Annotated in this window: 21 protein-coding genes, 1 pseudogene and 1 riboswitch; of the genes and pseudogenes, 14 read left to right on the forward strand and 8 right to left on the reverse strand. The window is 37.1% G+C overall.

Annotation, left to right across the window (positions count from 1 at the left end; all coding sequences use genetic code 11):
* Positions 1-218 precede the first annotated feature (218 nt).
* The 8 genes from SPD53_RS08355 to SPD53_RS08390 all read left to right on the forward strand — a co-directional run bounded on the left by SPD53_RS08355 (position 219) and on the right by SPD53_RS08390 (position 9152).
* Positions 219-1682 carry an MDR family MFS transporter gene (locus tag SPD53_RS08355; RefSeq protein WP_442946185.1) on the forward strand — a complete coding sequence of 488 codons (1464 nt, stop codon included), beginning with the start codon at positions 219-221 and terminating at the stop codon, positions 1680-1682.
* 62 nt (positions 1683-1744) lie between these two features.
* Positions 1745-1848, forward strand: a riboswitch (SAM riboswitch).
* Between the two features lie 177 nt (positions 1849-2025).
* A complete protein-coding gene (locus tag SPD53_RS08360) occupies positions 2026-3123 on the forward strand; it encodes a 5-methyltetrahydropteroyltriglutamate--homocysteine S-methyltransferase (RefSeq protein WP_188857918.1) in 1098 nt (365 codons plus the stop codon).
* A 413-nt stretch (positions 3124-3536) separates the two neighbouring features.
* Positions 3537-4193, forward strand: a complete 657-nt coding sequence (locus tag SPD53_RS08365; protein ID WP_156856531.1) for a class I SAM-dependent DNA methyltransferase — start codon at positions 3537-3539, stop codon at positions 4191-4193.
* Positions 4194-4227: 34 nt separating this feature from the next.
* Positions 4228-5184, forward strand: coding sequence for a PLP-dependent cysteine synthase family protein (locus SPD53_RS08370; RefSeq protein WP_336252249.1), 957 nt, complete (start codon positions 4228-4230; stop codon positions 5182-5184).
* Between the two features lie 169 nt (positions 5185-5353).
* On the forward strand, positions 5354-6484 hold the full coding sequence (locus SPD53_RS08375; protein WP_156856529.1) for a bifunctional cystathionine gamma-lyase/homocysteine desulfhydrase: 1131 nt from the start codon (positions 5354-5356) through the stop codon (positions 6482-6484).
* A 365-nt stretch (positions 6485-6849) separates the two neighbouring features.
* The gene (locus SPD53_RS08380; protein ID WP_336252250.1) at positions 6850-8313 is read left to right on the forward strand and encodes an Msr family ABC-F type ribosomal protection protein; all 1464 of its coding nucleotides are present in this window, start codon (positions 6850-6852) and stop codon (positions 8311-8313) included.
* Between the two features lie 70 nt (positions 8314-8383).
* The gene (locus SPD53_RS08385) at positions 8384-8755 is read left to right on the forward strand and encodes a hypothetical protein (RefSeq protein WP_336252251.1); all 372 of its coding nucleotides are present in this window, start codon (positions 8384-8386) and stop codon (positions 8753-8755) included.
* Positions 8756-8771: 16 nt separating this feature from the next.
* Complete coding sequence (locus tag SPD53_RS08390; RefSeq protein ID WP_336252252.1) at positions 8772-9152, forward strand: hypothetical protein; 381 nt, start codon at positions 8772-8774, stop codon at positions 9150-9152.
* Positions 9153-9399: 247 nt separating this feature from the next.
* Here SPD53_RS08390 and SPD53_RS19810 read toward each other — a convergent pair whose 3' ends face one another.
* Both SPD53_RS19810 and SPD53_RS08395 read right to left on the reverse strand, forming a co-directional pair.
* Positions 9400-9840 carry a UPF0715 family protein gene (locus SPD53_RS19810; protein WP_442946187.1) on the reverse strand — a complete coding sequence of 147 codons (441 nt, stop codon included), beginning with the start codon at positions 9838-9840 and terminating at the stop codon, positions 9400-9402.
* Between the two features lie 313 nt (positions 9841-10153).
* A complete protein-coding gene (locus SPD53_RS08395; protein ID WP_336252253.1) occupies positions 10154-10297 on the reverse strand; it encodes a response regulator in 144 nt (47 codons plus the stop codon).
* A gap of 360 nt (positions 10298-10657) precedes the next feature.
* On the opposite strand from SPD53_RS08395, the gene SPD53_RS08400 reads away from it, so the two are divergent.
* Positions 10658-11926 (forward strand): cation:dicarboxylate symporter family transporter, encoded by a 1269-nt coding sequence (locus SPD53_RS08400; protein WP_336252254.1) that lies wholly within the window; start codon positions 10658-10660, stop codon positions 11924-11926.
* Positions 11927-12144: 218 nt separating this feature from the next.
* On the opposite strand, the gene SPD53_RS08405 is transcribed toward SPD53_RS08400, so the two are convergent.
* On the reverse strand, positions 12145-12639 hold the full coding sequence (locus SPD53_RS08405) for a DUF4306 domain-containing protein (protein WP_336252255.1): 495 nt from the start codon (positions 12637-12639) through the stop codon (positions 12145-12147).
* Between the two features lie 152 nt (positions 12640-12791).
* The gene (locus SPD53_RS08410; RefSeq protein WP_156857181.1) at positions 12792-13115 is read right to left on the reverse strand and encodes a hypothetical protein; all 324 of its coding nucleotides are present in this window, start codon (positions 13113-13115) and stop codon (positions 12792-12794) included.
* A gap of 1108 nt (positions 13116-14223) precedes the next feature.
* Here SPD53_RS08410 and SPD53_RS08415 point away from each other — a divergent pair.
* Positions 14224-15177 carry a peptidoglycan-binding domain-containing protein gene (locus SPD53_RS08415; RefSeq protein ID WP_336252256.1) on the forward strand — a complete coding sequence of 318 codons (954 nt, stop codon included), beginning with the start codon at positions 14224-14226 and terminating at the stop codon, positions 15175-15177.
* A gap of 204 nt (positions 15178-15381) precedes the next feature.
* Here SPD53_RS08415 and SPD53_RS08420 read toward each other — a convergent pair.
* Positions 15382-16680: pseudogene (locus SPD53_RS08420) on the reverse strand (transposase).
* A gap of 301 nt (positions 16681-16981) precedes the next feature.
* On the opposite strand from SPD53_RS08420, the gene SPD53_RS08425 reads away from it, so the two are divergent.
* The 3 genes from SPD53_RS08425 to SPD53_RS08435 all read left to right on the forward strand — a co-directional run bounded on the left by SPD53_RS08425 (position 16982) and on the right by SPD53_RS08435 (position 19408).
* On the forward strand, positions 16982-17497 hold the full coding sequence (locus tag SPD53_RS08425) for an RNA polymerase sigma factor (protein ID WP_336252257.1): 516 nt from the start codon (positions 16982-16984) through the stop codon (positions 17495-17497).
* Complete coding sequence (locus SPD53_RS08430; protein WP_336252258.1) at positions 17481-18236, forward strand: DUF4367 domain-containing protein; 756 nt, start codon at positions 17481-17483, stop codon at positions 18234-18236. Before SPD53_RS08425 ends, SPD53_RS08430 begins: the two co-directional genes overlap by 17 nt.
* A 650-nt stretch (positions 18237-18886) precedes the next feature.
* On the forward strand, positions 18887-19408 hold the full coding sequence (locus SPD53_RS08435) for a YcxB family protein (protein ID WP_336252259.1): 522 nt from the start codon (positions 18887-18889) through the stop codon (positions 19406-19408).
* Between the two features lie 78 nt (positions 19409-19486).
* On the opposite strand, the gene SPD53_RS08440 is transcribed toward SPD53_RS08435, so the two are convergent.
* Complete coding sequence (locus SPD53_RS08440) at positions 19487-21637, reverse strand: glycoside hydrolase domain-containing protein (protein ID WP_336252260.1); 2151 nt, start codon at positions 21635-21637, stop codon at positions 19487-19489.
* 322 nt (positions 21638-21959) lie between these two features.
* On the opposite strand from SPD53_RS08440, the gene SPD53_RS08445 reads away from it, so the two are divergent.
* Positions 21960-22748, forward strand: coding sequence for a hypothetical protein (locus SPD53_RS08445; RefSeq protein ID WP_336252261.1), 789 nt, complete (start codon positions 21960-21962; stop codon positions 22746-22748).
* 77 nt (positions 22749-22825) lie between these two features.
* On the opposite strand, the gene SPD53_RS08450 is transcribed toward SPD53_RS08445, so the two are convergent.
* Positions 22826-23380 (reverse strand): hypothetical protein, encoded by a 555-nt coding sequence (locus tag SPD53_RS08450; RefSeq protein ID WP_336252262.1) that lies wholly within the window; start codon positions 23378-23380, stop codon positions 22826-22828.
* A 475-nt stretch (positions 23381-23855) separates the two neighbouring features.
* Positions 23856-24023: a YvrJ family protein gene (locus SPD53_RS08455; RefSeq protein ID WP_156857230.1), complete on the reverse strand. Its 168-nt coding sequence runs from the start codon at positions 24021-24023 to the stop codon at positions 23856-23858.
* Positions 24024-24085 lie beyond the last annotated feature (62 nt).

The following is a 24085-nucleotide window of genomic DNA, read 5'->3' on the forward strand; positions in this document are numbered from 1 at the left end:
TGTTCTGTCTTTCCTTTTTAGTTTTAGTGAATGAGACCCCCCAATGTTTTTAAGGAGTACCCCTACTTTTGACCACAGGCAGCTGCTTGTGATTTTTTATTTTGAACAAACAATTGAAGGAGGAAGTTTTTTGCAAACTTTATTATTTTTTTGATGGTAAAAAGTGAGTGAAATGCATAGATATACTATATTTTAAAATAAAATTAGAGGTAAAAATAATGAGCAAATCAAAAGAAAAAAATTATGAATTTCTATCAGAAGATCCGAATGTCAAAACATTGCCGCTTATGGCAGCGTTGATCATCGGAGCGTTTTTCGCGATATTGAATGAGACACTGTTGAATATTGCGCTCACGACATTAATGGCAGAGTTCGATATTACGCTACCAACTGTCCAGTGGGTTGCAACAGGATTTATGTTAATGATGGGGATTGTTATACCAGTATCTCCATTATTTATGCAATGGTTTACGACAAGGCAGCTTTTCATTGGGACGATGACGGTCTTTACAATTGGTACAACGATAGCGGCAATCGCGCCGACATTTTCCGTATTGCTTACTGGCCGGTTGATTCAGGCAGTCGGTACTGGAATGTTGATGCCGATTATATTCAACGTCTTTTTACTTGTGTATCCTCCACATAAAAGAGGGAAAATCATGGGAATTGTTGGGTTAGTTATTATGTTTGCACCTGCAATCGGACCAACACTTTCAGGAGTTATCGTTGATTACTTGGGTTGGAGATTTTTATTTATCTCTGTCCTCCCATTTGCTGTATTTTCGATTCTTTTTGCCTTGAAATATTTGGTGAATGTATCGGAAGTGACGAAACCGAAGATCGATTGGCTCTCCATTGTCTTTTCAACGGTAGGTTTTGGTGCAACAATATACGGATTCAGCTCGGTTGGAGAGAGTGAGGCAGGGTTTTTAACACGTGATGTTTTAACTGCAATTATCATTGGGGTGATTGGAATCATTCTCTTTGCCATCAGACAATTTAAGCTGGAAGAACCGTTGATGGACTTGCGCGTGTTCAAATTGCCGATGTTCACGCATGCAGTAATCATGTTCATTATTATTGTGATGACGATGTTTGCCTCAGAACTTATCTTACCGGTGTTCATGCAGGGACCAATGGCTCTTGCACCAGCAATGGCTGGAATGCTGCTGCTCCCGGGAAGTATTTTAAACGGGATTATGAGCCCATTTATGGGCGCTTTATTCGATAAAGTTGGTCCTCGGGTGATGATGATACCTGCGACAATTGTGCTTGCCGGGACGATGTTTATGTTCAGCCGAATGACAGCTGATACGCCGCCTTGGGTAATAATCGTTGGATTTATGCTCATTATGCTTAGCGTATCTGCAACGATGATGCCAGCTGAAACAAATGGGCTGAATCAGCTGCCGAAGCGATTATATCCGCACGGTACGGCTGTGATGTCCACGCTGCAGCCGTTGAGCGGGGCAATTGGAGTTTCGGTATTTATCAGTATTTTAAATTCGAAACAGGCCAGTTATCTCGCAGGTGTTGCGGATCCTGCGTCTCAACAATCAATAACGCAAGCGATGGTTGTTGCAGTGGAGCATGTCTACTTTATTATCTTTATCATTACGATCATCGCAGTAATTCTATCCTTCGTTGTCTACCGCGCTCGGCCGGTTGAAGAAAATGTTTAAAAAAGGTTGACAATTATCTAAAAGCTATGTAGAGTATAGCTAATAACTTAATAAAGCAAATTTTCTTATCAAGAGAAGTGGAGGGACTGGCCCTGTGAAGCTTCAGCAACAGACATGAATATGTATTGTGCTAATTCCAGTAGCGTCATATGCTTGAAGATAAGAAGAGTAGACACGATACTAGAATCCTCTTCTTATTTTCAAGAAGGGGATTTTCTTATTTTTGCAGATATGAAAGTAGAAATCCTTTCTTCCCGCATAAATGCAACTAGAGCATTCGCCGTAAAAGCTTGGTGAAGACAGAGTCTTCTAATCAAAATATATAATGAAAAGGGGAAATACAATGACGACACTTACGAAAGCGCCATTTCGAGCAGATCATGTTGGAAGTTTATTAAGACCCGAAAGCATTAAGCAAGCAAGAGCAGATTTTCAGGCCGAAAAGAAGTCAGCGGATGAATTATATGCGATTGAAACAGAAGAGATTACCCGAATTGTTGATAAGCAGATTGAAGTTGGCTTAGAGGTTGTAACGGATGGAGAATTCCGCCGTAGATTCTGGCACACTGATTTCCTTGAGCATTTAAATGGCATAGAGGGCTATGTTCCAGAGCATGGTTATCGATTTAAAGGGATAGAAACAGAAAAGTACACAATTCGCAACAACGGAAAAGTGTCATTCAATCCGAACCATCCATTTATTGAGGACTTTAAGGTCTTTAATAAAATTGTTGATGGTCGTGCAGTCGCAAAACAAACGATTCCAAGTCCGAATCAGCTATTCCACCCTGGCATGATGGACGAGACAGTTTACTCCGATATTGAAATTTATGCGAAAGATGTTATTCAAGCATATCGTGATGCGATTCAAGCGTTTTACGATGCAGGTGTCCGTTACTTGCAATTGGATGACGTATACATTGCAGGACTCTCTTCTCCTGAGAAGGAATTCCCTGAAGATGGCTACTCGAGAGAGCAATACATCGACTTGGCCCTCCGCGTAATCAATGGAGTGTTGGATGGTAAACCAGCGGATTTAACTGTCACAACGCACTTATGCCGTGGAAATTACCAGTCTGCATACATGTTCAGTGGTAGTTATGATTTGATTGCACCAACCTTACTCGCGAAGGAAAAAGTGGATGGATTTTTCCTGGAATATGATGACGAACGTTCTGGGGATTTCAAAGCTTTAGCCCATATTCCTAAGGGTGGGCCACAAGTGGTCCTTGGATTAGTTACTTCGAAGTCAGGTGAACTGGAAGATAAGGAAAAGCTTAAAGATCGAATAAAAGAAGCGACACAATACATTCCCAAGGAGCAAATTTGCTTAAGCCCACAATGCGGATTTTCATCAACCCATCACGGAAATAAGTTAACGGAAGAACAGCAATGGGAGAAATTACGCTTTATCGTTGAGTTATCAAAAGAAATTTGGTGATACCAAAATGAGATAATCTTAAGCATTTGGACGGTACACCTGTTATTTAACAAGCAGAAGACTCTCGTGTTTTATACACATTAACGGTCTGTAATACCCCCCACTCTAAACAAGAGGGAAAACTAAAATGTGAAGGTGGGGGATATACAGTCCGTAAATACCTGATTCTGTTCAACTAACATTCAGTGGGGAGGTAAGGAATCTCCCACTGAATGAAGTTTCACTTTAAGAATTATTTAATAGTGAATGAAAAAGGTCAAAAAAGCAAATTTCGAGCAGTATGTAGCTGCTGGAAGTTTGCTTTTTTTATTGGTGGACATTACGTTTGGATTTTAATCGTAAGAGTTGTAACAATTATTATACTTTGTTAATATCATAATACCAAGTAAATTTATATGAATGGTGTGGTTGGATTGGGAGAGCAGTTTAATCGTTTATTTGACGAGTGGGCAGCGAGTTACGATGATACGGTTCAGGGGGCTGATATGGAATATCGGGAAGTATTCAGAAATTATGAAATAATTCTTCAGAAGATTAGTGATCGTGTGCATGGTTTTGTCATTGAGTTTGGCGTAGGAACAGGTAATTTAACAAAAAAGCTTATGGAAAAAGGGTTAGAAGTGGTTGGGATTGAGCCTTCAGACAATATGCGGAAAATTGCCCAACAAAAACTTCCTAACACGAAAATTATGAAAGGCAATTTTCTATCCTTTCCCAGACAAAATAAAAAGGTAGACGCAATTGTGAGTAGCTATGCATTTCATCACTTGACGGATAAGGAAAAGGAGCAAGCGATTAAACTCTACACAAATATATTAGACACGCAAGGGAAAATTATCTTCGGTGATACGATCTTTGAGAATGATAAAAAGAAAAATGAAGCCTATCTACAGGCGAAAAAGAAGGGTTATCATCGATTAGCAGAGGATTTGAATACGGAATATTACACGACCATCCCTAAGATGGAACAGATACTTCATCAGTATGGGTTTACAACAAGTTTTGAACAAATCAATGATTATGTATGGATTATGGAAGCGCAATTGAATAGAGAAGCAAAGCTCGCATAAGAAAAATGTCCATATGAGGCAGGTGGTGGAAAGAATGAATATCATACAAAACCTCAGCCAGTTGGTTGGGAACACGCCAATGTTTGAAATCACTGCATATGATTTACCAAAAGATGTAAGGCTGTTTGCGAAATTGGAGTTCCAGAATATTGGTGGGAGCATCAAGGATCGGCTCGGATTTTATCTCATTCAAAAAGCTATCGAAAAAGGGGAATTACAAAAGGGAGACACCGTGATTGAGCCGACCGCGGGTAATACGGGGATTGGCTTGGCACTTGCTGCAATCCATTATCAATTACATGCTATTTTCGTTACTCCTGAAAAATTTAGTCAGGAGAAACAGGCCCTTATGCGGGCATTAGGCGCTGAAGTAATCAATACACCGACAGAGTTTGGGATGGCCTATGCAATAGAAAAGGCGCAACAACTTGCAAGCGTTCGTCCGGGCGCCTATATTCCTAATCAATTTTATAATAAAGATAATCCAAACACCTATTATGATACACTTGGGCCGGAAATTATAGCTGACTTAGATGGAAGAGTTGATATTTTTATTGCTGGTGCCGGTTCGGGTGGGACGTTTACTGGCGTGGCACGTTATCTAAAAGAAAAGCAGCCACAAGTAAAGACAGTAATTGTGGAACCTCAAGGATCCATTTTAAATGGGGGTGACCCGGGTCCCCATAAAATAGAGGGAATAGGAGTAGAATTCATACCAGACATTATGGACCGGAGTCTATTTGACAAAATTTATACGGTTACCGACGAACAAGCATTTGCCCGATTAGCTGAGATAGCAAAATATGAAGGATTACTCGTTGGCAGTTCTTCCGGTGCTGTAGTAGAAGCTGCTTTAAAAGAAGCAGAAATCGCGGAGCCTGGAACAAATATCGTAACTATTTTTCCGGACAGTAGTGAACGCTACTTGAGTACGGGAATCTATCGCGGGGAAAACGTCCGTAACACTTCCGCATCAAAAGGAAGAGGTTAATCAAATTTATTTAGGCGGACGCTACCACCCTGATTCACGAAAGCGAATTCAGTGGGAGAAGGGCCGTCGACTAAATACGCGACGTCTTGTCGCAATGTCGACACTAGCACGTCCAGTGCATCGAAACCCCCACTGAATGAAGTTTCATTCTAAGGAGGGATAGAATAAGATGAGAAAGAAAACGCAATTAATTCACGGTGGAGCAGCTATTGATAAAAATGTTGGCGCGATGTCGCCGCCGATTTATCAGGCAAGCACATTTAAGCAAAATGGTGTCGGTAATTTTACTTATGAATATTCACGGACGGGAAACCCTACGCGAGAGGCTTTAGAAACACTTATTGCTGATCTGGAAAAAGGGAAGCGTGGCTTTGCTTTTGCTTCTGGAATGGCTGCAATTGCAGCGGTAATGGATCTATTTCAATCGGGAGATCATATCCTGATTACTGATGATGTATATGGCGGAACTTATCGCTACATGACAAAGATCTTAAATAACCGGAACATCGATGTAACCTTCACAGATTCAAGTAATTTGGACGAAGTTAAAGAAAACATTCGCCCGGAGACAAAAGCTATTTTTATAGAAACACCGACAAATCCATTGTTGAAAATAACGGATATTGAAGCGTTAGCGGATATTGCAAAAGGAAATAACTTAACATTAATTGTTGATAATACATTCCATACGCCATATTGGCAATCGCCAATTGATCATGGAGCAAACATTGTCATCCATAGTGCAACGAAATATTTAGGAGGCCATAGCGATCTTGTAGCGGGTCTAGTAGTAGTAGACGACGAAGAGCTTGGTGAAGCAGTACATTTTATTCAAAATGCGACCGGTGGTGTTCTAGCTCCTCATGATAGTTGGTTGCTGATTCGAGGAATCCGAACATTAGGAGTTAGAATGGAAGAAATCGAAAGTAATACGAGTGAAATTGTTGAATTTCTTGTAAACCATCCACAAGTTGGAAACGTGTACTATCCAGGTTTACCAGAGCATCCGAACCGTGAAATTCATGCCAAGCAATCAGGTGGTTTCGGCGGGATGGTATCCTTTACGGTAGACAATGAAGAAAAAGCAATGGAAGTTCTTAATAAAGTAAGATATTTCACTCTTGCTGAGAGTCTGGGAGCTGTCGAAAGCCTTATTTCACTTCCAGCAAAGATGACACACGCCTCTATCCCGAGAGAGCGAAGAATTGAATTAGGGATAGAAGATGGTTTGATTCGTCTTTCAGTTGGTTTAGAAGATGTAAAGGATTTAATGGAGGATCTGCAACAAGCGTTAGATTAGATGTGAGAACTCTCATAACTTTTAGATAGTTGATTATTTCTAGAAAAAAGGTATAATGATTAGTATAAAATTAAACGTTAAGAAGGATGATTAGAAAATAAGACTACGATTCCAAACTTTGAACCAGTAACTAAATACGTTCAAAGACTCTGCTTGTTTGTGCAGGGTAAACGGGATTAGTCTGTCCTTTTTTAATCAACTTCATTTTTAATCTTACTCTGTTTTAATGAGGAAGGCGGCTTATTCTGCCTTCTTTTTTTGTGCCCTTTTTTAACAGAAAATGAAAGACGAGCTCGCATTAGACTTGAGCTCGTATCGATCCTAGCTATCGATACGAAATTTAACTATTTCGGGAGGTAGCAGAGATGGAAAAAATATGCTTTGAATTAGAAAATATAGCGTTAACTTATTTTGATCAAACGATAATAGAGATTGAACGATTAGCAATTCACCAGTTTGACCGAATCGGTATTGTTGGGAAGAATGGTGCAGGTAAGAGTACGTTATTAAAGCTCTTGGCTGGGATGATTCAGCCAACACGTGGAAAGGTGCATCATCATGCAGATTTTGCCTATTTTGATCAATTGTCGGCGCCAGAAAAAAGTGCGATTGATTATGAATTAATCGGGAAATTAGCGATCCCGGAAACTTCGCTTGATAACTTCAGCGGTGGAGAGCAAACGAGATTGAAACTTGCGCAAATCTTTTCTGATTATCATGAAGGCTTACTTCTGGATGAACCGACGACACATCTTGATGCGGATGGGACCCAGTTTTTAATCGATGAATTAACTTACTACTATGGTGCTCTAGTCCTCGTAAGCCACGACCGTTATGTGCTGGACCAATTGGTGAACAAAATTTGGGAAGTCGAGGATGGTAGAGTAAAGGAGTATGCAGGAAATTACTTGAACTATACCGCGCAAAAAGAGCTGGAAAGAGATCAGCAAGCAGAAGAACATGAAAAGTATCAAAAAGAGAAGTCACGTTTAATGAAAGCTGCTCGAGAAAAGATGAAGAAGGCAGAGAAAATAACCGAGGCGAGTGGCCAAAAGTCTAAAAAGGAAACAAGAGCGAAGGCGAACCGGATGTTTGAGACGAAATCAAAGGGAACAAGTCAAAAATCTGTTGAGCGAGCAGCAAAAGCACTGGAAAAAAGGGCGGAACAACTGGATGAGGTGGAAGCACCAAAAGAAGAGAAAATCATCCGTTTTCACCAGTCGAAAGCACTCGAACTTCATAATAGATTTCCAATCATGGCAGACCGCTTGAACCTGCAGGTAGGGGAGAAGGCATTACTTGAGGAAGCAAGTTTTCAATTCCCGCTTGGTAAGACGATTGCAATCACAGGAAAGAACGGTTCAGGAAAAACAACGTTACTCCGACATATAATGAATCAAGGCGAGGGGCTGACCATCTCTCCGAAAGCTGTAATCGGAGTTTATGAGCAGCTGGATTATAAATTTACGAAAGATGAAACAGTCCTTGATTATATGAAAGATCGTAGTGACCACGCAGAAAGTAAAATTCGCTCCGTTCTGCATGCCATGAGCTTTACAGGTAATGATTTGAAGAAAAATATCAGAGAGCTGAGTGGGGGAGAAGCAACTCGTTTAGTACTTTGTCAGTTGTTTTTAGGCAGATACAATCTATTGATACTGGACGAACCGACAAACTTTCTTGATGTGTTTTGTATTGAAGCATTGGAACGATTTTTAAAAGGTTACGAGGGAACTGTTCTGCTTGTGTCGCATGACCACACCTTTATTGAACATGTTGCGGATTGTGAGTATCGTTTGGAGAATAAGAAATTATCGTTAAAAAGTTAAAAAACAATTGAACCTTTTCATCCTAATCATTGTATAAGTGAGTAAAGGAAGAAAAGGAGTTTGATAATCGATGGCGTTAGGCTGGTTAATAAGCAGTGTTGTAGCAGCAGTTCTAGGAACGGTTTTTGTTATAATCATTGCTACAATGAATAAAAAGGTAGTTCGAAACAAATTGGGTAATATTGATTTTAAAAAATCGGATATTTATTTCCAGTGGACGAGATGGGATTATGTGATTATTATCGCTGCAGCTTATACATTTTTATGTATAACAGGTTTATTCGTATTTTTGCTACGTGGCGATAATATAGATAGCCCTTGGATACAATTTTTTATTCATCAAACCTTTGTGTTTTCTCTAATCACATTGACTTGGTTCGTCACCAGAATTGCATATGTCTTTAAAGGAATTAAAGAGCGGTGGTCCGATGAGTTTGAATAAGGAAATAGATTCTTGTATGGAGAAGCAAGATCCGTATTCGGCAGAAGCGCTTTTTGCGACTTATAAAACTGCGATCTATCAATTCGTCTATAGATATTGTCAAGATGAGCAAATGACATGTTTCGTTGAAGAAATTAAGGGAAATGTTGGAGGTAGGAGAATGAGTAAAAATGAATTTCCAGATGAACTTAAAAATAAATTGGATGAGTTCCATGTGGAAGTACCGGATATTCCGTTAAAGAGGAGTATATGGGAACGTCTTGCTAACTGGATTCATGCGCCGGCAAAGAACCCGCTTGATGCGCTTCGGATTAAAGAGGATTCTATCATAAAACTTGTTTTGTACCCAATGGTTCTCATATTTTTTATTTGTTTAGCACCGCTTCTATTGATTTGAGTAGGAAGCGTTAAAGTGAAAAAAAATAGGGCACCTAGATAGAGGGTGCCCATTTCATTCTGCGTATGTTTTTTTATGCAAGATGTGTTCTTGTTTCCCGACTAAAGTTTCTCTTCTTCTCACCAGTTCCAATAGATTACGTCATTTGAACCGTATGAGAAACAACATGAGCATACTTTTTTGTCTGTGGTACGAAGCTCTGGTAATTGGTTTATATTTGAGTTTACGTTTTCTTTTATTTAAATATCTATTCTTTTTGAAGTAGAATTGAATCAAAAAACCAAAATAAAATGGCGGCTAGAGTACTAAATATATAATGAGATAACATACTAAAAGGCTTTTCTCCCAAAAGTATCATAGCGAATGCTGTAGCAATAAACGCGATAGTTGCATAGATTAAGAGGTAAAGTATATTGAATCTCTTAGGTTTTATGTTCAATACAAACTGAACTGGTGCTGTAAAAATCAAGGAAAAGATCAAATAAAAAAAGTTAAGTAAAGAGTTAAGTAAAGAGTACCAATCAAAGAAAAGGTAGATAGCGAAAGAGTTATCATACTTAAAATTATAGATGTACATAAAGCACACAATAAAGCAAAACATAAGTACCTCAAAGTAAATATTCTCTTCATAAAAACACGACCTTCTAACTGGATTTAACTCTATCCCGCGGGAGAAATTAGAATACATGAATATATGGTAACAAAAGAAATCGATCTTTGGAAATTATTCCCTGGTATTGGATATGAATCATGGACGTACGATATGTAAATTTTCTAGAATATTAGTTAGATAATATGCTTTAAGACTTAGATAGTTCACGCCTGAAATATGGGAGTGAACTATTTTGTTGCATTTATATATTTAGGGGGGCAATGGGATACGTAAGAGTGATTAGATCTGTATCCCCGCCTTTCGAACTGATGAAAAGGATTGGAATATCTGTCTCTTTTCGTACCATTTGACATAATTCAAAGCCATCTATATGGGGCAGAAGTTACATCTAATATGATATTAAATCGGGTTGTTTATTTTTAATAATTTCTATCGTCGAGCGGCCATGACGAGTCGTCGTCACAATAAACCCTTCTTTTTTCAGGTAAAGACCGAGAACCTCTAACATATCAAGATCATCGTCTACTATCATAATTTTTCATTACCCATTCTATCCGACCCTTTAAGGAGAATCCACTTTCTGAAGATTAATTATCTAAATGTATTAGATCATAATATACATGCTTTATATACTTTTTGAAATCAAAATTTCTTAACATCTTGACAAGCAAACTTCATTTTTATATTTTTTCAATAAAACTAAAAAAATGGAAAGAAATGGTACATCGCAAACCTACATGAAAAATGTTGATAATTGACTAAAATTGTAGTATATTTACAAAGTATATTTTTTTATCTTCTTTCTCTAATATGGTATAAAGGGCTAGTTTAACGTTTTTTAATTGCTGCTATTACGGTCTAGTGGGTTTAACAGAAATAAAGAGGTGAATATATGAAAAGAAAAATAAAAATTCCTTTAGCATATCAAATTCTGATTGGATTAGTCCTTGGGATTATTGTAGGGGCTATTTTTTATGGAAATCCTGCGGTGGAAACTTATTTACAGCCGCTTGGGACAATATTTCTTAATATGATCCGCATGATTGTCGTTCCGATTATTATTTCTACACTAATCGTCGGTGTGGCCGGAACAGGAGACTTAAAACAATTAGGAAAACTTGGAGCAAAAACGATGATTTATTTCCAAGTTGTTTCCCTTGTTGCTATTGTAGTCGGACTGGCAGCAGCAAACATTTTTCAGCCTGGTAAAGGGATCGATATGTCTTCCCTTGCTAAAACTGAAATCAATGAGTATGTTGAGACATCTGAAAGTGTGCAGAATGAAGGGATTATGGATGTCATTGTAGGTATTGTGCCTAGTAACATTATCCAATCAATGGCAGAAGGGGATATGTTGCCCGTTATTTTCTTCTCTGTATTGTTTGGATTAGGTGTGGCGGCAATTGGTGAAAGAGGTAAACCTGTACTCGCATTTTTCCAAGGCACGGCAGACGCTATGTTCTGGGTGACAAATTTCATTATGAAATTTGCTCCGGTTGGTGTATTTGGATTAATCGGTGTATCTGTTTCTAAATTCGGTTTAGAATCATTAATTCCCTTAGGTAAGTTAATGCTCCTTGTATACGGGGCAATGATTTTCTTTGTTTTAGTTGTCCTAGGGACAATTGCGAAAGTGGTAGGTTCGAGCATTATTAATATTATAAAAGTATTGAAAGAAGAATTGCTTTTGGCATACTCTACTTCAAGTTCCGAGACTGTTTTACCAAAACTGATGGAGAAACTGGAGAAGACAGGATGTCCAAAAGACATTGTTTCTTTTGTTATTCCAACCGGTTATTCGTTTAACTTGGATGGTTCTACATTATATCAGGCGATTGCGGCTATCTTTATAGCGCAGTTATATGGAATAGATTTAAGTATCATAGAACAAGTTACATTAGTCTTAGTATTAATGATTACATCGAACGGGATTGCTGGTGTCCCCGGTGTTTCGTTTGTTGTTCTCTTGGCAACACTTGGAACAGTTGGAATTCCGCTAGAAGGACTTGCTTTTATTGCTGGAGTTGACAGACTGCTTGATATGGGACGTACTGTGGTGAATGTTCTTGGAAATGCGTTGGCTGCGGTAGTTATGTCGAAGTCTAGTGGCAGATTTGAAGTGAATAAACGGGATGCATATCTCGCAGCACTTCGGAAGTAGCATTCAATTTAATAGTTGCAGAAATAAAAAAGCTGGAGGATAGGTTTCATACCTGTCTTCCAGTATTTTTTGTCTATGAAAACATTTTTGTTTGCGAGTGATGAAATCCATAAATTGCTTCCGAGATTGTTTTGGTAATTTGTGTTCGGAACGGAGCTTTTTCAAAAGGCGTGGGATCTACACTTTTTAGTGTAAGCTCCAACGCCTTAATATTTTATTTACTGGAGTTTTGTCCCAGCGTCCTTTTTTGTAACGTTCTTTTTCTTTATTAGCCAGAGAATTAAAGCAATGGTTATGTATAAAATACTCATCGATAATGATGTTTTAAAAAAAGTAATTCCCCCTATTGTAACCGAATTAGAAAGCAATAAAGAGAAAACGAAGAGCATTGAACCAATAAAAAATAAAAAGTAATTAAACCACTTACAGTTATGTTTAAATATTACATATCCGATTAATGTTAACAAATATACAATACTTATTAAAGCAAGTATGGGAAAAAATGGTTTGAATTTAGCAGCAAACACAAGATAATCAAGGTGCAAAATATCCTCAGGAAATATTACTTCACCTTTAAATAAATGAGTGAAAGGTGTCGAATATGCCCATTCATCTGTATAAATGATGATTTCACTTCCTTCATACAATGCTGAGAAAATAGAAACTAACAATAGGATGATTCCAAGCCCAAATAGTAGAATTAGTCTATTCAAAATAAATCCCCACCTTTTTAACAACATTTTCTTATAAAGATTGAAATATTATAAGCTAATGATTTTCTCTTATAAGTTTAACATATACAATCATGTATTTATAAAAAAGGTTGGAAAAGATTTAAAGTTTTTTCCAACCTTCTAATAATCATCTAAGCTGCTGTTAAAAGTTGTTCATAAGCAAGCTGACCTTGTAGAAGTTGTACTGTTCCGCTACCGGAATTAATTAATTTTAATTTATATCGTTTACCACGAGGTAGCCCAGAAAGATTGGCACTTTGCCAATGGTAGCCTTTAGGAAATGAACGTTTACCTTGGTATTTGTCTTGAGAATCATAGATTTCTAAAGTCATTGGTTGGTTAGTTATTTTTTCAATGTCAATATGACGCGGGTTGAAAAAAGCAAACCCTCCACTAATCCAAATATAATTTGAAAAAGTTGTTCTTCCGAAATCGTAAAATGCTTGTCTGCTCATTTTAAATTCCTCCTAATAATTATTCCAACCGGCTGGTAGTATATAAAGAGAGGAAGATCTAAAAAAAACAACTAAATAAGTTATTCTTTCTATTTTTTATGGTTGATTTACGGTTGATTAAAATGAAAAATACACTTATTTTCTTAATTGAATAAGAAAAAATAGGGAGAACCCCATTCTATGTTGATCTAGTGCATAACTAGATCAACATAGAATGTACATAGAATGGGTTTTTTGTATTTAGCGTGCCCAGCAAGCCGTTAATTGCTAGTTGGTAGAAGTCCAATCTGGTAAGTACCAAGACGCTCAGTAGCTGACAGGCAACTGGTGGAGAAATCCTAAGGTTGAAGCCCTGTGACAAAGTAACTCAAAGTTTGAATGCGGGCAACCTAGCAGGTCGTAACATAAAGTGAATCCTGCCGCCTTGTCAATTACAACCCTCGTTGAGGACAAAGGGAAGTTGAGCCTGGTGAATATGGGCGAAAACCACGGAAGGTGTGAGGAACTTGGAATTCAGCACCGAAGAATCCCTCGGGGTATGGTGTTTGTAGCCTAAACCCTTGTCTTTATAACGAGCTGTATAGTCAAAAATATTGTCGTATGAATTTACATAAAAGAGCCGACATTCATTGTGTCCTTGGTATAATGGATGTAATGAATGTCGGCTCTATTTATTTAATCATTTAGAAAGGAAGGGCCTTCAAGACTTATGGTGATTTTATTTTATACTTATTTCATTTTTCAATAAACCCTTTTAGCATCTTTAATCCCCTGAAATAGGACTGAGATACTAACACAAAAGGAATAAAGTATTATTATATCTCATCTATTTTAAGGCGAGGTGCATGAAGCAATATAAGGGAAGTTTGAGAATCATAATATCTTATAATGATATTAAAGAATTAAATTTGATAGTAGAAAAGAGAGGGGAGGAGTAGCAATGAATTATAGAAAAATAACTCGTTAAAAAAATATAAACATCCATATGATGTATTTTTACATAAAGTTTAAGAATTTCGACATGGTTCGACGGTAAAAAATATTTATATGTGTTAGACTTCTTCATAATGATTCTAATAAAATCATAAATAATTTTAGGGGGTATTTTATGAAGAAAATTACGAAAGGTTTTATTGTGCTGTTGGCTGTGTTTCTATTTGCAACAGGTTTTACAGCAAAACTAGCTTCTGCAGCATCCTACAATTTTTACAATATGAAAACTTGGGAAACAGTAGGGTATGGGTTCACAACGTCTGGTGGTTTCGTGGGAGCACTTCAATCCAATTTATGGGCTTCCCGATTTCAAACCGTTACGGGATCAGTAGATGAAATATTCGGTTCTGGTACGAGACAAGGCGTGATTAATTTTCAAAGAAGCTATGGTTTAAGTGCTGATGGTATTGTAGGGCAAGGAACTTGGGGACAAATGGAAAAGCATACTAGAAATCTTGATGATTTTCATAGAGTTTACAAAGATACTAGTGCAACCTATAGAGTTGTGTATGCTGGTGGTACACCAGGTGGGGCAAACGACTATCATTTAGAGAACACGGCAACTGGTAGAACTATAAAATGGGGAACTATGTGGGTAAATGGAAGAAGTATAGCTGCTAACAACACTAATGAACCAGCGATTTCTAAAAGCTATTCTTCTCACAAGCCATCAAATCAGGAAATAGCTGAATTAGATATACCAGTTACTATCAAAAATAATAAAAATATTAGTGCTATGTCTCAGCAAGATCCTGAAATACTAATTTCTGAAACAGGAGAAGTGAAAAATGCTAGTCTATGGTTCTACACGGAAACAAACCCTATTGTAGTATCGGAATCAACTTATGAATCAGGAATAAACATTGATGAAATGGTTAAAAGATCTTCATCATGGTATCCAGGCGAGACTGTTGAAGTAATAGATTTCAAAGGTCATCCTGCGGTAGTAAACAACTCGGGAGAAGGAATTTATGAAATTCACATTATTACATCTAAAAAGTTTTTTACATTAGGTGGAGCTGAAAAGGATGTCTTGTTTTCTATAGCAGAGGAAATAAACTTTAATTAAAACCACAGAAGAGCTACAGCGTAATGTTGTAGCTCTTCTTGAATTGGTTATATATGTTAAGTTAAGTCTGGGTGCTCTCGGTGCTATCCTCAATGGATAAGCACTATTTCTTGTTGAATTTATTATGTAAGTTAATTTCATAATTACTCTTTTTAAACTACAAAGACGGACAGAATTTCTGAATTGTATTTTTAAAAACAGAAATCATGTAGTTTGTTGTTGATTTAATTGTGCATTGATGCGATCTGCAGCTAGTTTTGATGCATTATAAACAAGTGTGACCAGGTCAAAATGAACTTTTGCACGTTCTCCGGTACGATAACGAACATTGTTAAGCTGAAAGAACTCTTTAAGATAGGCGTTCACACGCTCTACAGCGGTACGGCGTTTGTAAATGTTCCTCCATGCCAACGAACCACGAGTTGGAGTGGTATATTTTCGAAGTCTGAGGTTATTTTCACTCCTTCTGTGACAGATGCCTTCGTTAGCTAAAGGACATTCACTACATTCTTTTGGTCTCGTGTATTTTAATGTATCATATTTGGCATCAAAATTATCATAACGGTGTCCACGAAAACAAGTAGGGGCAAAGTGTTTTTATCAAAACCAATGAGTTCCCCTTCATTACGCTTGTTGGACGCAATCACAGATTGTTGGCCCATTCGATGGACTTGTTCGTAGATGGGCTCATAGTCATAGCCTGCATCCACCGTCTGATAACGTAAATGTAGTTGGAGAAAGCGTTCATGAACTCATTTAAGCAATGGAATCGCTGCCTTTCCGTCATTTAGATTGCCCGATGAAAAGAGTGATCTAAAATGTATTGACTCGATGTACCAACGATGAAGTGAGCCTTGAAACCAAACCAAAACACATTTTTTCCTTCCGAGTTCTTCTTGATACCCCATTTTGGGTCCTAAGGCACTTTGGCACGCGGTTCAGCTAAAGGAACATCTAATTGTGATTCTATTTTCTTTTCATATAAAGGCATATTCGCTTCCTTTTCGGCTTCGTCCTTTAACCATTTTTCACGCTCTTCTTTCGTTTTACGCCCACGTTTTTTAGGTATGGACTTTGGCTTTTCTTCTTTCGGGGGCGCTTGGTCACGTGCTTCAAAATGACTGCATCGATGGCAGCTGTATCGTCTGTGATAAGGCCTTCTGCGATGGCTTGATGTACTATATTTTCTTTTTCCTTTTCTAGGACATCACACGCCAGTAATCATTAATTTCGTTACAAGGCGAGAATAGGATGCTTATGAAGGAACGGAATCGGACATGAGGAATCCATAATTCAACTTAAAAGCAATATCTTCATGAAGACGTTTAATCAGATTCTTTACCGTAGGAATCCGTTCCGAGTATCTTACAACTAAGGAAATTTACATCGTTGCATAATTCAGTACTTCAGGTGCACCAAGACGTGACTTTTTAGTTATTGCATGATAGATTGCATCCAAATCTATGTAGAAATAATCTCTTCATACTTTTCGGTTGATTCCATGTCATATAATGGTCATAAGAAGCACTCCTCCAGTATTTTTATGATTTTGTCGTTATTACCATTATACAAGATTTGGGGAGGTGCTTCTTTTTTAGTCTCTTGAATTTGTTGGGAGACAAGGGTTATGCATTATGAAATTCATTTATGTAAGAATGGTATAAGAAGATTTATTTTAGTGAGGAATTCTTGTTTTTATTTATTTTAGAATTCAATTAAAACTGTAACTTTTAATCTTATTAACCGTCTAAGTAATGAATGAAAAAATAAAGGGGGGGGGTGAGTTGATTTGGGAGGCGACAACATGACAGCGAAAATTACAGAATGGTATGAACGTTATGGTGATTCCATATTCCATTATATTTTGATGATGGTTCACGATTATCAACAAGCGGAAGATCTAACACATGATACCTTTTTAAAGGCTTACAAAAATTATCAATCATTTGAAGGTAGGGCAAAGCCGAAAACTTGGCTGTTTAGTATTGCTCGTAATGTAACAATTGACTATATGAGAAAGCCAAAATCCATAAAAACTTTAAAAGATATATTTATAACTAAGAAAGACTCAAATCCTTCACCAGAAGCTCTTATAGAGCTTAAGGAAAGTTCAAAAGAGCTATATAGAGCGTTGGGGAATATCAAACAGTCATATCGTGAAGTGATTATATTAAGAAAGATAAAAGGCTTCAGTATTAAAGAAACATGTGAAGTTTTAAATTGGTCAGAAAGCAAGGTTAAATCTACTCTTTTTAGGGCCATTCCTGCTTTAGAAAAACAACTTACCAAGGAGGGGTTTTTAAATGAGAAAACAATATAGTGAAAGGTCTATTTATGACAATTATCTAAAACAATTGGATAATGATAAGGATATTATTTGGAATAGAAAAAGAAAAGATCAGGTGCGAAGCAAAATAATATTTAGTATAAATAAATTGGAACGAAAGACAAAAATACAGACAGGTTTTAAATATGTATCAAGTTTTGGAGTGTTTATTGTTCTTCTATTATTTGGATATCAGTTGTTCTTAAGCGATATTAATAATAATGGCGAAGAAGTTTCAACTGAACCCATGGATAACCAAACACAAAACTTTTTAGTTGTAGATGATTCAAATGAAGAAGAGACAATCAATGGAAGTAACGAGGACGAAAAGGATACAGAAACAGAGATGGGCTTGAGACTACCTAAATATATCCCAAGTCAAGTGACTGGCGAACCACAGTATAAAGAGAGAGAATACTCTGAAGGGAGGGGACTGACTGAGGTCACATATATGGATTCAGAAAGCTATTTCCTTCACTTTTCGCAATCAAAAATGGTTGCAAGTAAAGAAGAAATCATAGAAAAAGTGAAAAATGAGATGTATGCAGATGAGGTGTTAGAAGAAATTGAAATTTCTGGGCAGTCTTCGTTTCTACTTTTAGAAGGCGACACTTCCTACTATAGTTCCCTTCATATCATTACCGATAAATATTTTATTACTTTAAGTACTCATGGGATTGAAAAGGAAGAAATATTGAAGATCGCTAACTCTATTGATTTAACGGGGTTATAAATTGGGATTATATCAGTCAGTACTTAGAAGGGTGCTTTTCTTAAAATATGATAAGCACTCCTGTTTGTTGGAAAACTAATAGAGAGTTACTTGATTGCTTCTCTTTGTTTCTGACTCTTTCTGATATACTACAGTCTAATTAATAATTACCTTAAATCATTTTTGCAATGATGTAATCTATTATTATAGTTGCTATGAATAATATAATATTTACGAATGGTCCTCTATATACTTGGTAAATACGATTAAGATACTGTGACCCAAATAACGCCGCCAGAATTACGAGTTAAAACATTGCAAATGACTTTTTTCTAAGTTGCATTTTGTATATATGGCTATTTTCATGATCATAAAAAAGAGTATACAGCCCTTTCTCCCTATAAAAGCATTCCTGTAAATAAAGTAATTTGAACGGAAATGAGCATAGAATAGATTGTACAAAAATAGAGCCTTCTTGGTACGATAGAGAGTGTCATGCATGACCTCGAATTAAGTACCTAAGGAGGACTCCTACAATGGATTTTACACAAAATGAGCGCCTAGCGAAAATCACAGAAGAAACAATTCAGCTATCAGCTATGAAGAGTAAATTTCTACTTTAAATCGTTTATATTGAAAAAATGGCTTATCCGCAAAAGGAGGATTTGAAATTGATTGCCAAATTTAAATTTGAATTGGATGATTTAATAGCGATTCAATCTTTTCTAGCTACGAAATCGAAGTCTCATAGAAGGAATAGATTATTAGTTAGTGCCGTTGCTGCTATAGGCTTGATGGTTTTTATTATGTTAATATTCAAAGTGAATTTTATAACGGGTGCAATTGTATCAGCTGCTTTTTTTTATGTTTCGTACAAGTATATCTCTAAAAAATCGATGGAAGATCAAGCCAAAAGAATAGCGAAAAAGGACCCTACCCTAGTTAATGTGGAATGTACACTAACAGTTTCAGACAAAGGATTGTTGAGGGAATTTAAGAACTCCACCAGCAACTTGGGATGGGAAGAAATAAAATTCGTAAGCGAGGATGATGAGAGGTATTTTCTATACATGTCGGACGTCCATGTCATCGTTTTAAATAAGAACCCATATAATATGTCAAAAGAAGAAACCCGAGAATATAATACATTACTTCGCAATTATTTCAATCAGCACAATATAGCAGTGGAATAAGGCTTTTGATTCTAACCAAGAACAGATGGGTCATAAGTACAAAAAGAGTGTAGAAAATAAATTTCTACACTTTTTTTATCATCTAGCAAAGGCACCAACTAGCAATCTAACAATAGTTGCTATCGCTGTAACACCACCCAAAGCAGGAAGGGTGAGGTATACAATGGCACCAAAGGCTACAACTGCTAATGATATCCCGAGAGCAACAAGAACCGGTTCAAAGTCGATGACAAACGGATTCTTGAACTTATAAGAAACCGTGATTGCTAAATCAATTGAATTTCCGCCCTCTATCTCAATGTTTTCTTTGTAGACGGTCACATCTATCACTATATCGCTGGGATTTTGAGTGTATGTGATACTCAAGAATCCATTCCCTATCGTTGCTGATAAATTATTCACCATTTGTTGGTAATCTGCTAGTCTGTCTGAACTTATTTCCCCATACATTTCACCTAGCATTTCCCTCATTGATGCTTTAATCTCTCCATTTTCAATCGTGAATGCTACGGATTCTACATCTCCCGGTACGGTGTACGTTGTCGAGGTGCTAACATCAATATCAACAAAGGCTGAACGATAAACTTGATATGTTTGATTGAAAGCAAAGTTTTTCGTGAATAAACCTTTGTCTTTTAGGATAGGGAAGTTGATCCCTATATCCGCCCATGCTTCATGGAGTGCCTCATATTCAGGGTCTTTTGATGAGCGTGGCTGAATATATTGCGCTCCTTGATCTAAACCGGAATAATCATTTTTATCAATTCGAAGTGTAACGCTTTCGCCATTCACATTAGCGTAAATATCTGTTTCAAAAAACTGCCCAAATGACCAGTTTGTCGGCATAGGGAATCCTAAGTTTCCACTAAAACCAGTGGACATGTTTGCGACAAAACTATGGTCTGCACGAACGCTGGAATCGTTCATGCACTGAATGCATGTATTCCGGGCGCCGTACACTCCCACTTTATAGTCAAAGTCTTCTGTTCGATGACTATCGAAAACTCTTCTTATGGAAGCCATGTATGGGATAACGTTATTCTGTACTTCAAAATCATAAGCATCATAATCAACAGCGAAATAAATCGTTGTTCCAGGGGGAAATCCTAGCTCATATGCTTTGTTCATCGCGATGATTGCGTCTTTTTCACCTTTGGCTGCATTAAAGTAGCTCGCATACCATCCGCCATCTTGGTAAATCGGAAATACCCGCAATCCATAGTGATTGATTACAGCTATTTCTTGACGTGTCATTGCTTTTGAGCGGACGCCGCCTACCGTACCTGTTAAGTAACGCCCGATAATGCCATATCCATTATCGCGGAGGACCTCTGCGGTTCGCATATCAAGGATGGTTGACGCATCAGCTGCAATGGCTATCCTGCCGGTATAACCATTACTGGTTAGTAATTGTTTGATTGTAGGCATATCTGCAATTCCTGTATCCGGCAATCTCATAAATTGTTGAAATTCGGATACTTTGGTTTGAACTAGGCTAGTGTACCGTCCATCATACGGGTACGTATCATATTCCGGTCCATTACAGACTAGTGCATACTGCAGAACAGCTGTCAGCGCTTGAGGTGCATAATCAGGGCTTAAGGTAGGGGTATTTGCAATCGTAGACGGCCCATAATTACCGTTTGCAATAGACCCAAGACCAATTTCATGCTGTAGCGCATAAATTAAGGCCCTATTGGTCTGTCTCTCAAAGATTCCGTTGGTAGGAATATAATCGAAATAGTTGTTGTATCTATAATTTAAAACTTGTTGCACCGTACGAACTCTTTCTCGACCGTTTGGGCGAGAGAGTTCAAACCCATCTGTATTTAAAATGGCCTTCATTAACTTTCCGTCAACCACTCCACTCGGATCAATACCTACATCGCGTTGAAATCTTTTAACTCCATCTTCTGTTTCTGCGAAAAAGTTTCCACTAAATCCGCCTGGGTCATAACCTTTACACCAAAAACCACCTTGCAAAATAAAGTTTAGATTGGTCGGTTCAGCTCCCGGCTCTTGTCTTCGTAAACCCGGAAACCTTCGCATCGTCTCTGGCCCAAAATTATCAGAAGTCGGATAGATATCCAATTCTATTTGTAATGCACGTATTAAAGCCCGTACGGTTTGCTGACCCGTATAACCATCTTCCGTAATATCATTATAGCCTGGAACACCACTATAATTATGATTCAACCACTTTTGCGTTTGTAGTACCATTTCGTCCATCATTATCTCTCCTATCGTTAAAATTTAGTGTCCACTAATGTTTTAAATTAGATGTACACTCTCTAATAGAAAGAGGAAATAAAATAAATAAATAAACCATATCTATAAAAAACTTAAATCATTGCTCACAACCCCTATTGGATTTGTAATGTATTCATCTGTGTATGGAATTATTTCGGATAATTTTCATAAGAAAAAAGTGTATCTTAATTTATTAAAGGGAAAAATATTGAAGCAGTGGTATATAAGTAATATAATTAGTAATATAATTATACTTAATTCTTTTTACCGCAAGGATATTTTCAAATGAGGAGTTGATAGATTGAAAATAAATAAAATAAGTGGATTATTTCTGCTTTTTGTTTTAACAGTCTTATCATTTGGTGTAATAGCTTGTGAAGAAGAAACACAAAAAAGTCTAGATGGTGAGTCTGAAGCCGAAGGAACTAATGATATAACTAACACTGAACAAAAACAGGGGTCACAAGAACATACAGATGACGAATCTAAGACTGAGGAAATAAATACTGTTCAAAATCAAGTACCATTTCAGAAAGAAACTCAACCGGAATTATCGGAAGACGACATTGTTAAACTAGTCGAATCCATTGACCCTTTTAAATTGAAACCCTCTATGACATTGGAGGAAAGATATGATTTGAGAAAAGAGATGTATGAGAATCTATCCAACGATGGAATTCACGAATTGAGTGACACAATCACAGGTTTATCGCTATTGTTGACAGGCACCGTTGCGGATGACTTATATAAGAATTTAATTAACAAAAGCGATCCAAAATGGGATGCTTTAGAAGTAAGCAATTGTTATTATGCTCGTGAAAAGTTAGAAAGTATAACACACCTAGTCAATTACCAGCCCTTGCTTGATGACTTAAATATGGTAATTGAACTTTGTGAAGAAGGGGTAGAACATAGAGATATTCTAAAAATAGTGGACACTCATCGCATATTATATGATATTTCTAACCACCTATTCAATGTCCCTTTTGCTGGTCCTGGAGAGGAGACTGTTAATTATTACGGTATCCACGATATGTATTTTAATGCTTCGACAACCTTGGAAGAAAGCTATAACTTAATAAGTAATTAAACATAACGAACGCTCAGAGATTACTTAATTATTCTCTGAGCGTTAATTTTATTTAATTCTTGAAGTTAACTCTTTTATTAAAAATGTGGTGACCACAAACCATCAAGTGGTATGGTATTCCAACGAGAACCATACGCAAGTCCTGAATCAACATAACCATAATCAACATTATCTGCAGCGATTCTATCCCATCCTCCTGTCGTCTTACTTGCATAGTGTATCTGTAACCAGTGAGGATTGCTATTACCAGATTGTGGATTATTACTTCTAACTGCAACCTCTTGTCCTGCAGCAACAGCACCAATTCTTCTACCTGTTGCAGAATATATATTCAAACTTCTGTATCTAACTTTAAATATAAAATATTCTCGACCACTTATCCGTCTAACACCATAGGTATACTTTGAACTATAGGCATTTTGAATGGCAGCGGATGGTGGATATCTTAACTCACCCCACTCCAGAGCGCCACGTGAGTTAAGAAATAGAATTCTATAAAATGCACCGTCCCCTCCAGCTCGTGTATTTACAGCAAAAAGTTCATGGCGATAGATTGTTCCAATTCTAGCACCACCACTAGGATTATATACAGGTAGATTACTAGTTGACATATTTATAGACATAAAGCTCACTGTACTAACTCCTTTTTTATATTATTATTAATTTAGTAATGATTATCGAAAAAATCTTCCACGATATAAGACGAATTACCTTCGATATACTCATACATTTCTGGTCATTCAGATACTTCGTAAGAGATGACATCCCGTATTGGGAAATAGAATCATTCACTACCTTGTAGTGTGTGTCATACGTCCAATGTTCGTTGCTATAACTCTCATCCCATAATTGGTCTTGGGTTGCACCGTCATGACCAGATGCTCGAAAACTCCTTTTCACTACAAATAAACCATCAACGAACCTTTCAACTTGAACAATATACGAACCAGTTGCTGTTGTTACGTAATAAGCCTGTGTGCCGGTCTTATGAATACAGGTAAACTATGAGCCTGTTTACATCTCTCCTTTTTGAATATTTATTAGATGTACATCTGTTAATAGAAAGAGAATATTTTATAAAAAAGTAAACCACATTTTAAAAGTTAATTATTGTCTGTTAGTCAATGTTTTAATTGTCTCAGATAGATTAGTTATAACCTTTTCTAAATCCCCAAGTTTCCGCTCAAATCGCATAAATAAATATACAGTTATTGCAATTGGGAAGCCGAAGTTCCCAATTATAGATACCCAAACAGGTACATCTGCAGGTGTCATCATGCCTTTTCTCCTTTCGATATTGTCTATTACTGTATAAAGTGATAAAAATTTCAAAAAAC

Source organism: Oceanobacillus sp. MO10714A (assembly GCF_037072045.1).
Taxonomy (GTDB): Bacteria; Bacillota; Bacilli; order Bacillales; family Amphibacillaceae; genus Oceanobacillus; species Oceanobacillus indicireducens.

Coding starts and splice junctions, on each gene's coding strand:
- SPD53_RS08425 (WP_336252257.1), top strand. CDS start 16,982: ATGACAGCGAAAATTACAGAATGGTATGAACGTTATGGTGATTCCATA.
- SPD53_RS08400 (WP_336252254.1), top strand. CDS start 10,658: ATGAAAAGAAAAATAAAAATTCCTTTAGCATATCAAATTCTGATTGGA.
- SPD53_RS08360 (WP_188857918.1), top strand. CDS start 2,026: ATGACGACACTTACGAAAGCGCCATTTCGAGCAGATCATGTTGGAAGT.
- SPD53_RS08440 (WP_336252260.1), bottom strand. CDS start 21,637: ATGGACGAAATGGTACTACAAACGCAAAAGTGGTTGAATCATAATTAT.
- SPD53_RS08395 (WP_336252253.1), bottom strand. CDS start 10,297: ATGATAGTAGACGATGATCTTGATATGTTAGAGGTTCTCGGTCTTTAC.
- SPD53_RS08390 (WP_336252252.1), top strand. CDS start 8,772: ATGGAGAAGCAAGATCCGTATTCGGCAGAAGCGCTTTTTGCGACTTAT.
- SPD53_RS08385 (WP_336252251.1), top strand. CDS start 8,384: ATGGCGTTAGGCTGGTTAATAAGCAGTGTTGTAGCAGCAGTTCTAGGA.
- SPD53_RS08375 (WP_156856529.1), top strand. CDS start 5,354: ATGAGAAAGAAAACGCAATTAATTCACGGTGGAGCAGCTATTGATAAA.
- SPD53_RS08380 (WP_336252250.1), top strand. CDS start 6,850: ATGGAAAAAATATGCTTTGAATTAGAAAATATAGCGTTAACTTATTTT.
- SPD53_RS19810 (WP_442946187.1), bottom strand. CDS start 9,840: ATGTATTCTAATTTCTCCCGCGGGATAGAGTTAAATCCAGTTAGAAGG.
- SPD53_RS08455 (WP_156857230.1), bottom strand. CDS start 24,023: ATGACACCTGCAGATGTACCTGTTTGGGTATCTATAATTGGGAACTTC.
- SPD53_RS08410 (WP_156857181.1), bottom strand. CDS start 13,115: ATGAGCAGACAAGCATTTTACGATTTCGGAAGAACAACTTTTTCAAAT.
- SPD53_RS08430 (WP_336252258.1), top strand. CDS start 17,481: ATGAGAAAACAATATAGTGAAAGGTCTATTTATGACAATTATCTAAAA.
- SPD53_RS08370 (WP_336252249.1), top strand. CDS start 4,228: ATGAATATCATACAAAACCTCAGCCAGTTGGTTGGGAACACGCCAATG.
- SPD53_RS08415 (WP_336252256.1), top strand. CDS start 14,224: ATGAAGAAAATTACGAAAGGTTTTATTGTGCTGTTGGCTGTGTTTCTA.
- SPD53_RS08355 (WP_442946185.1), top strand. CDS start 219: ATGAGCAAATCAAAAGAAAAAAATTATGAATTTCTATCAGAAGATCCG.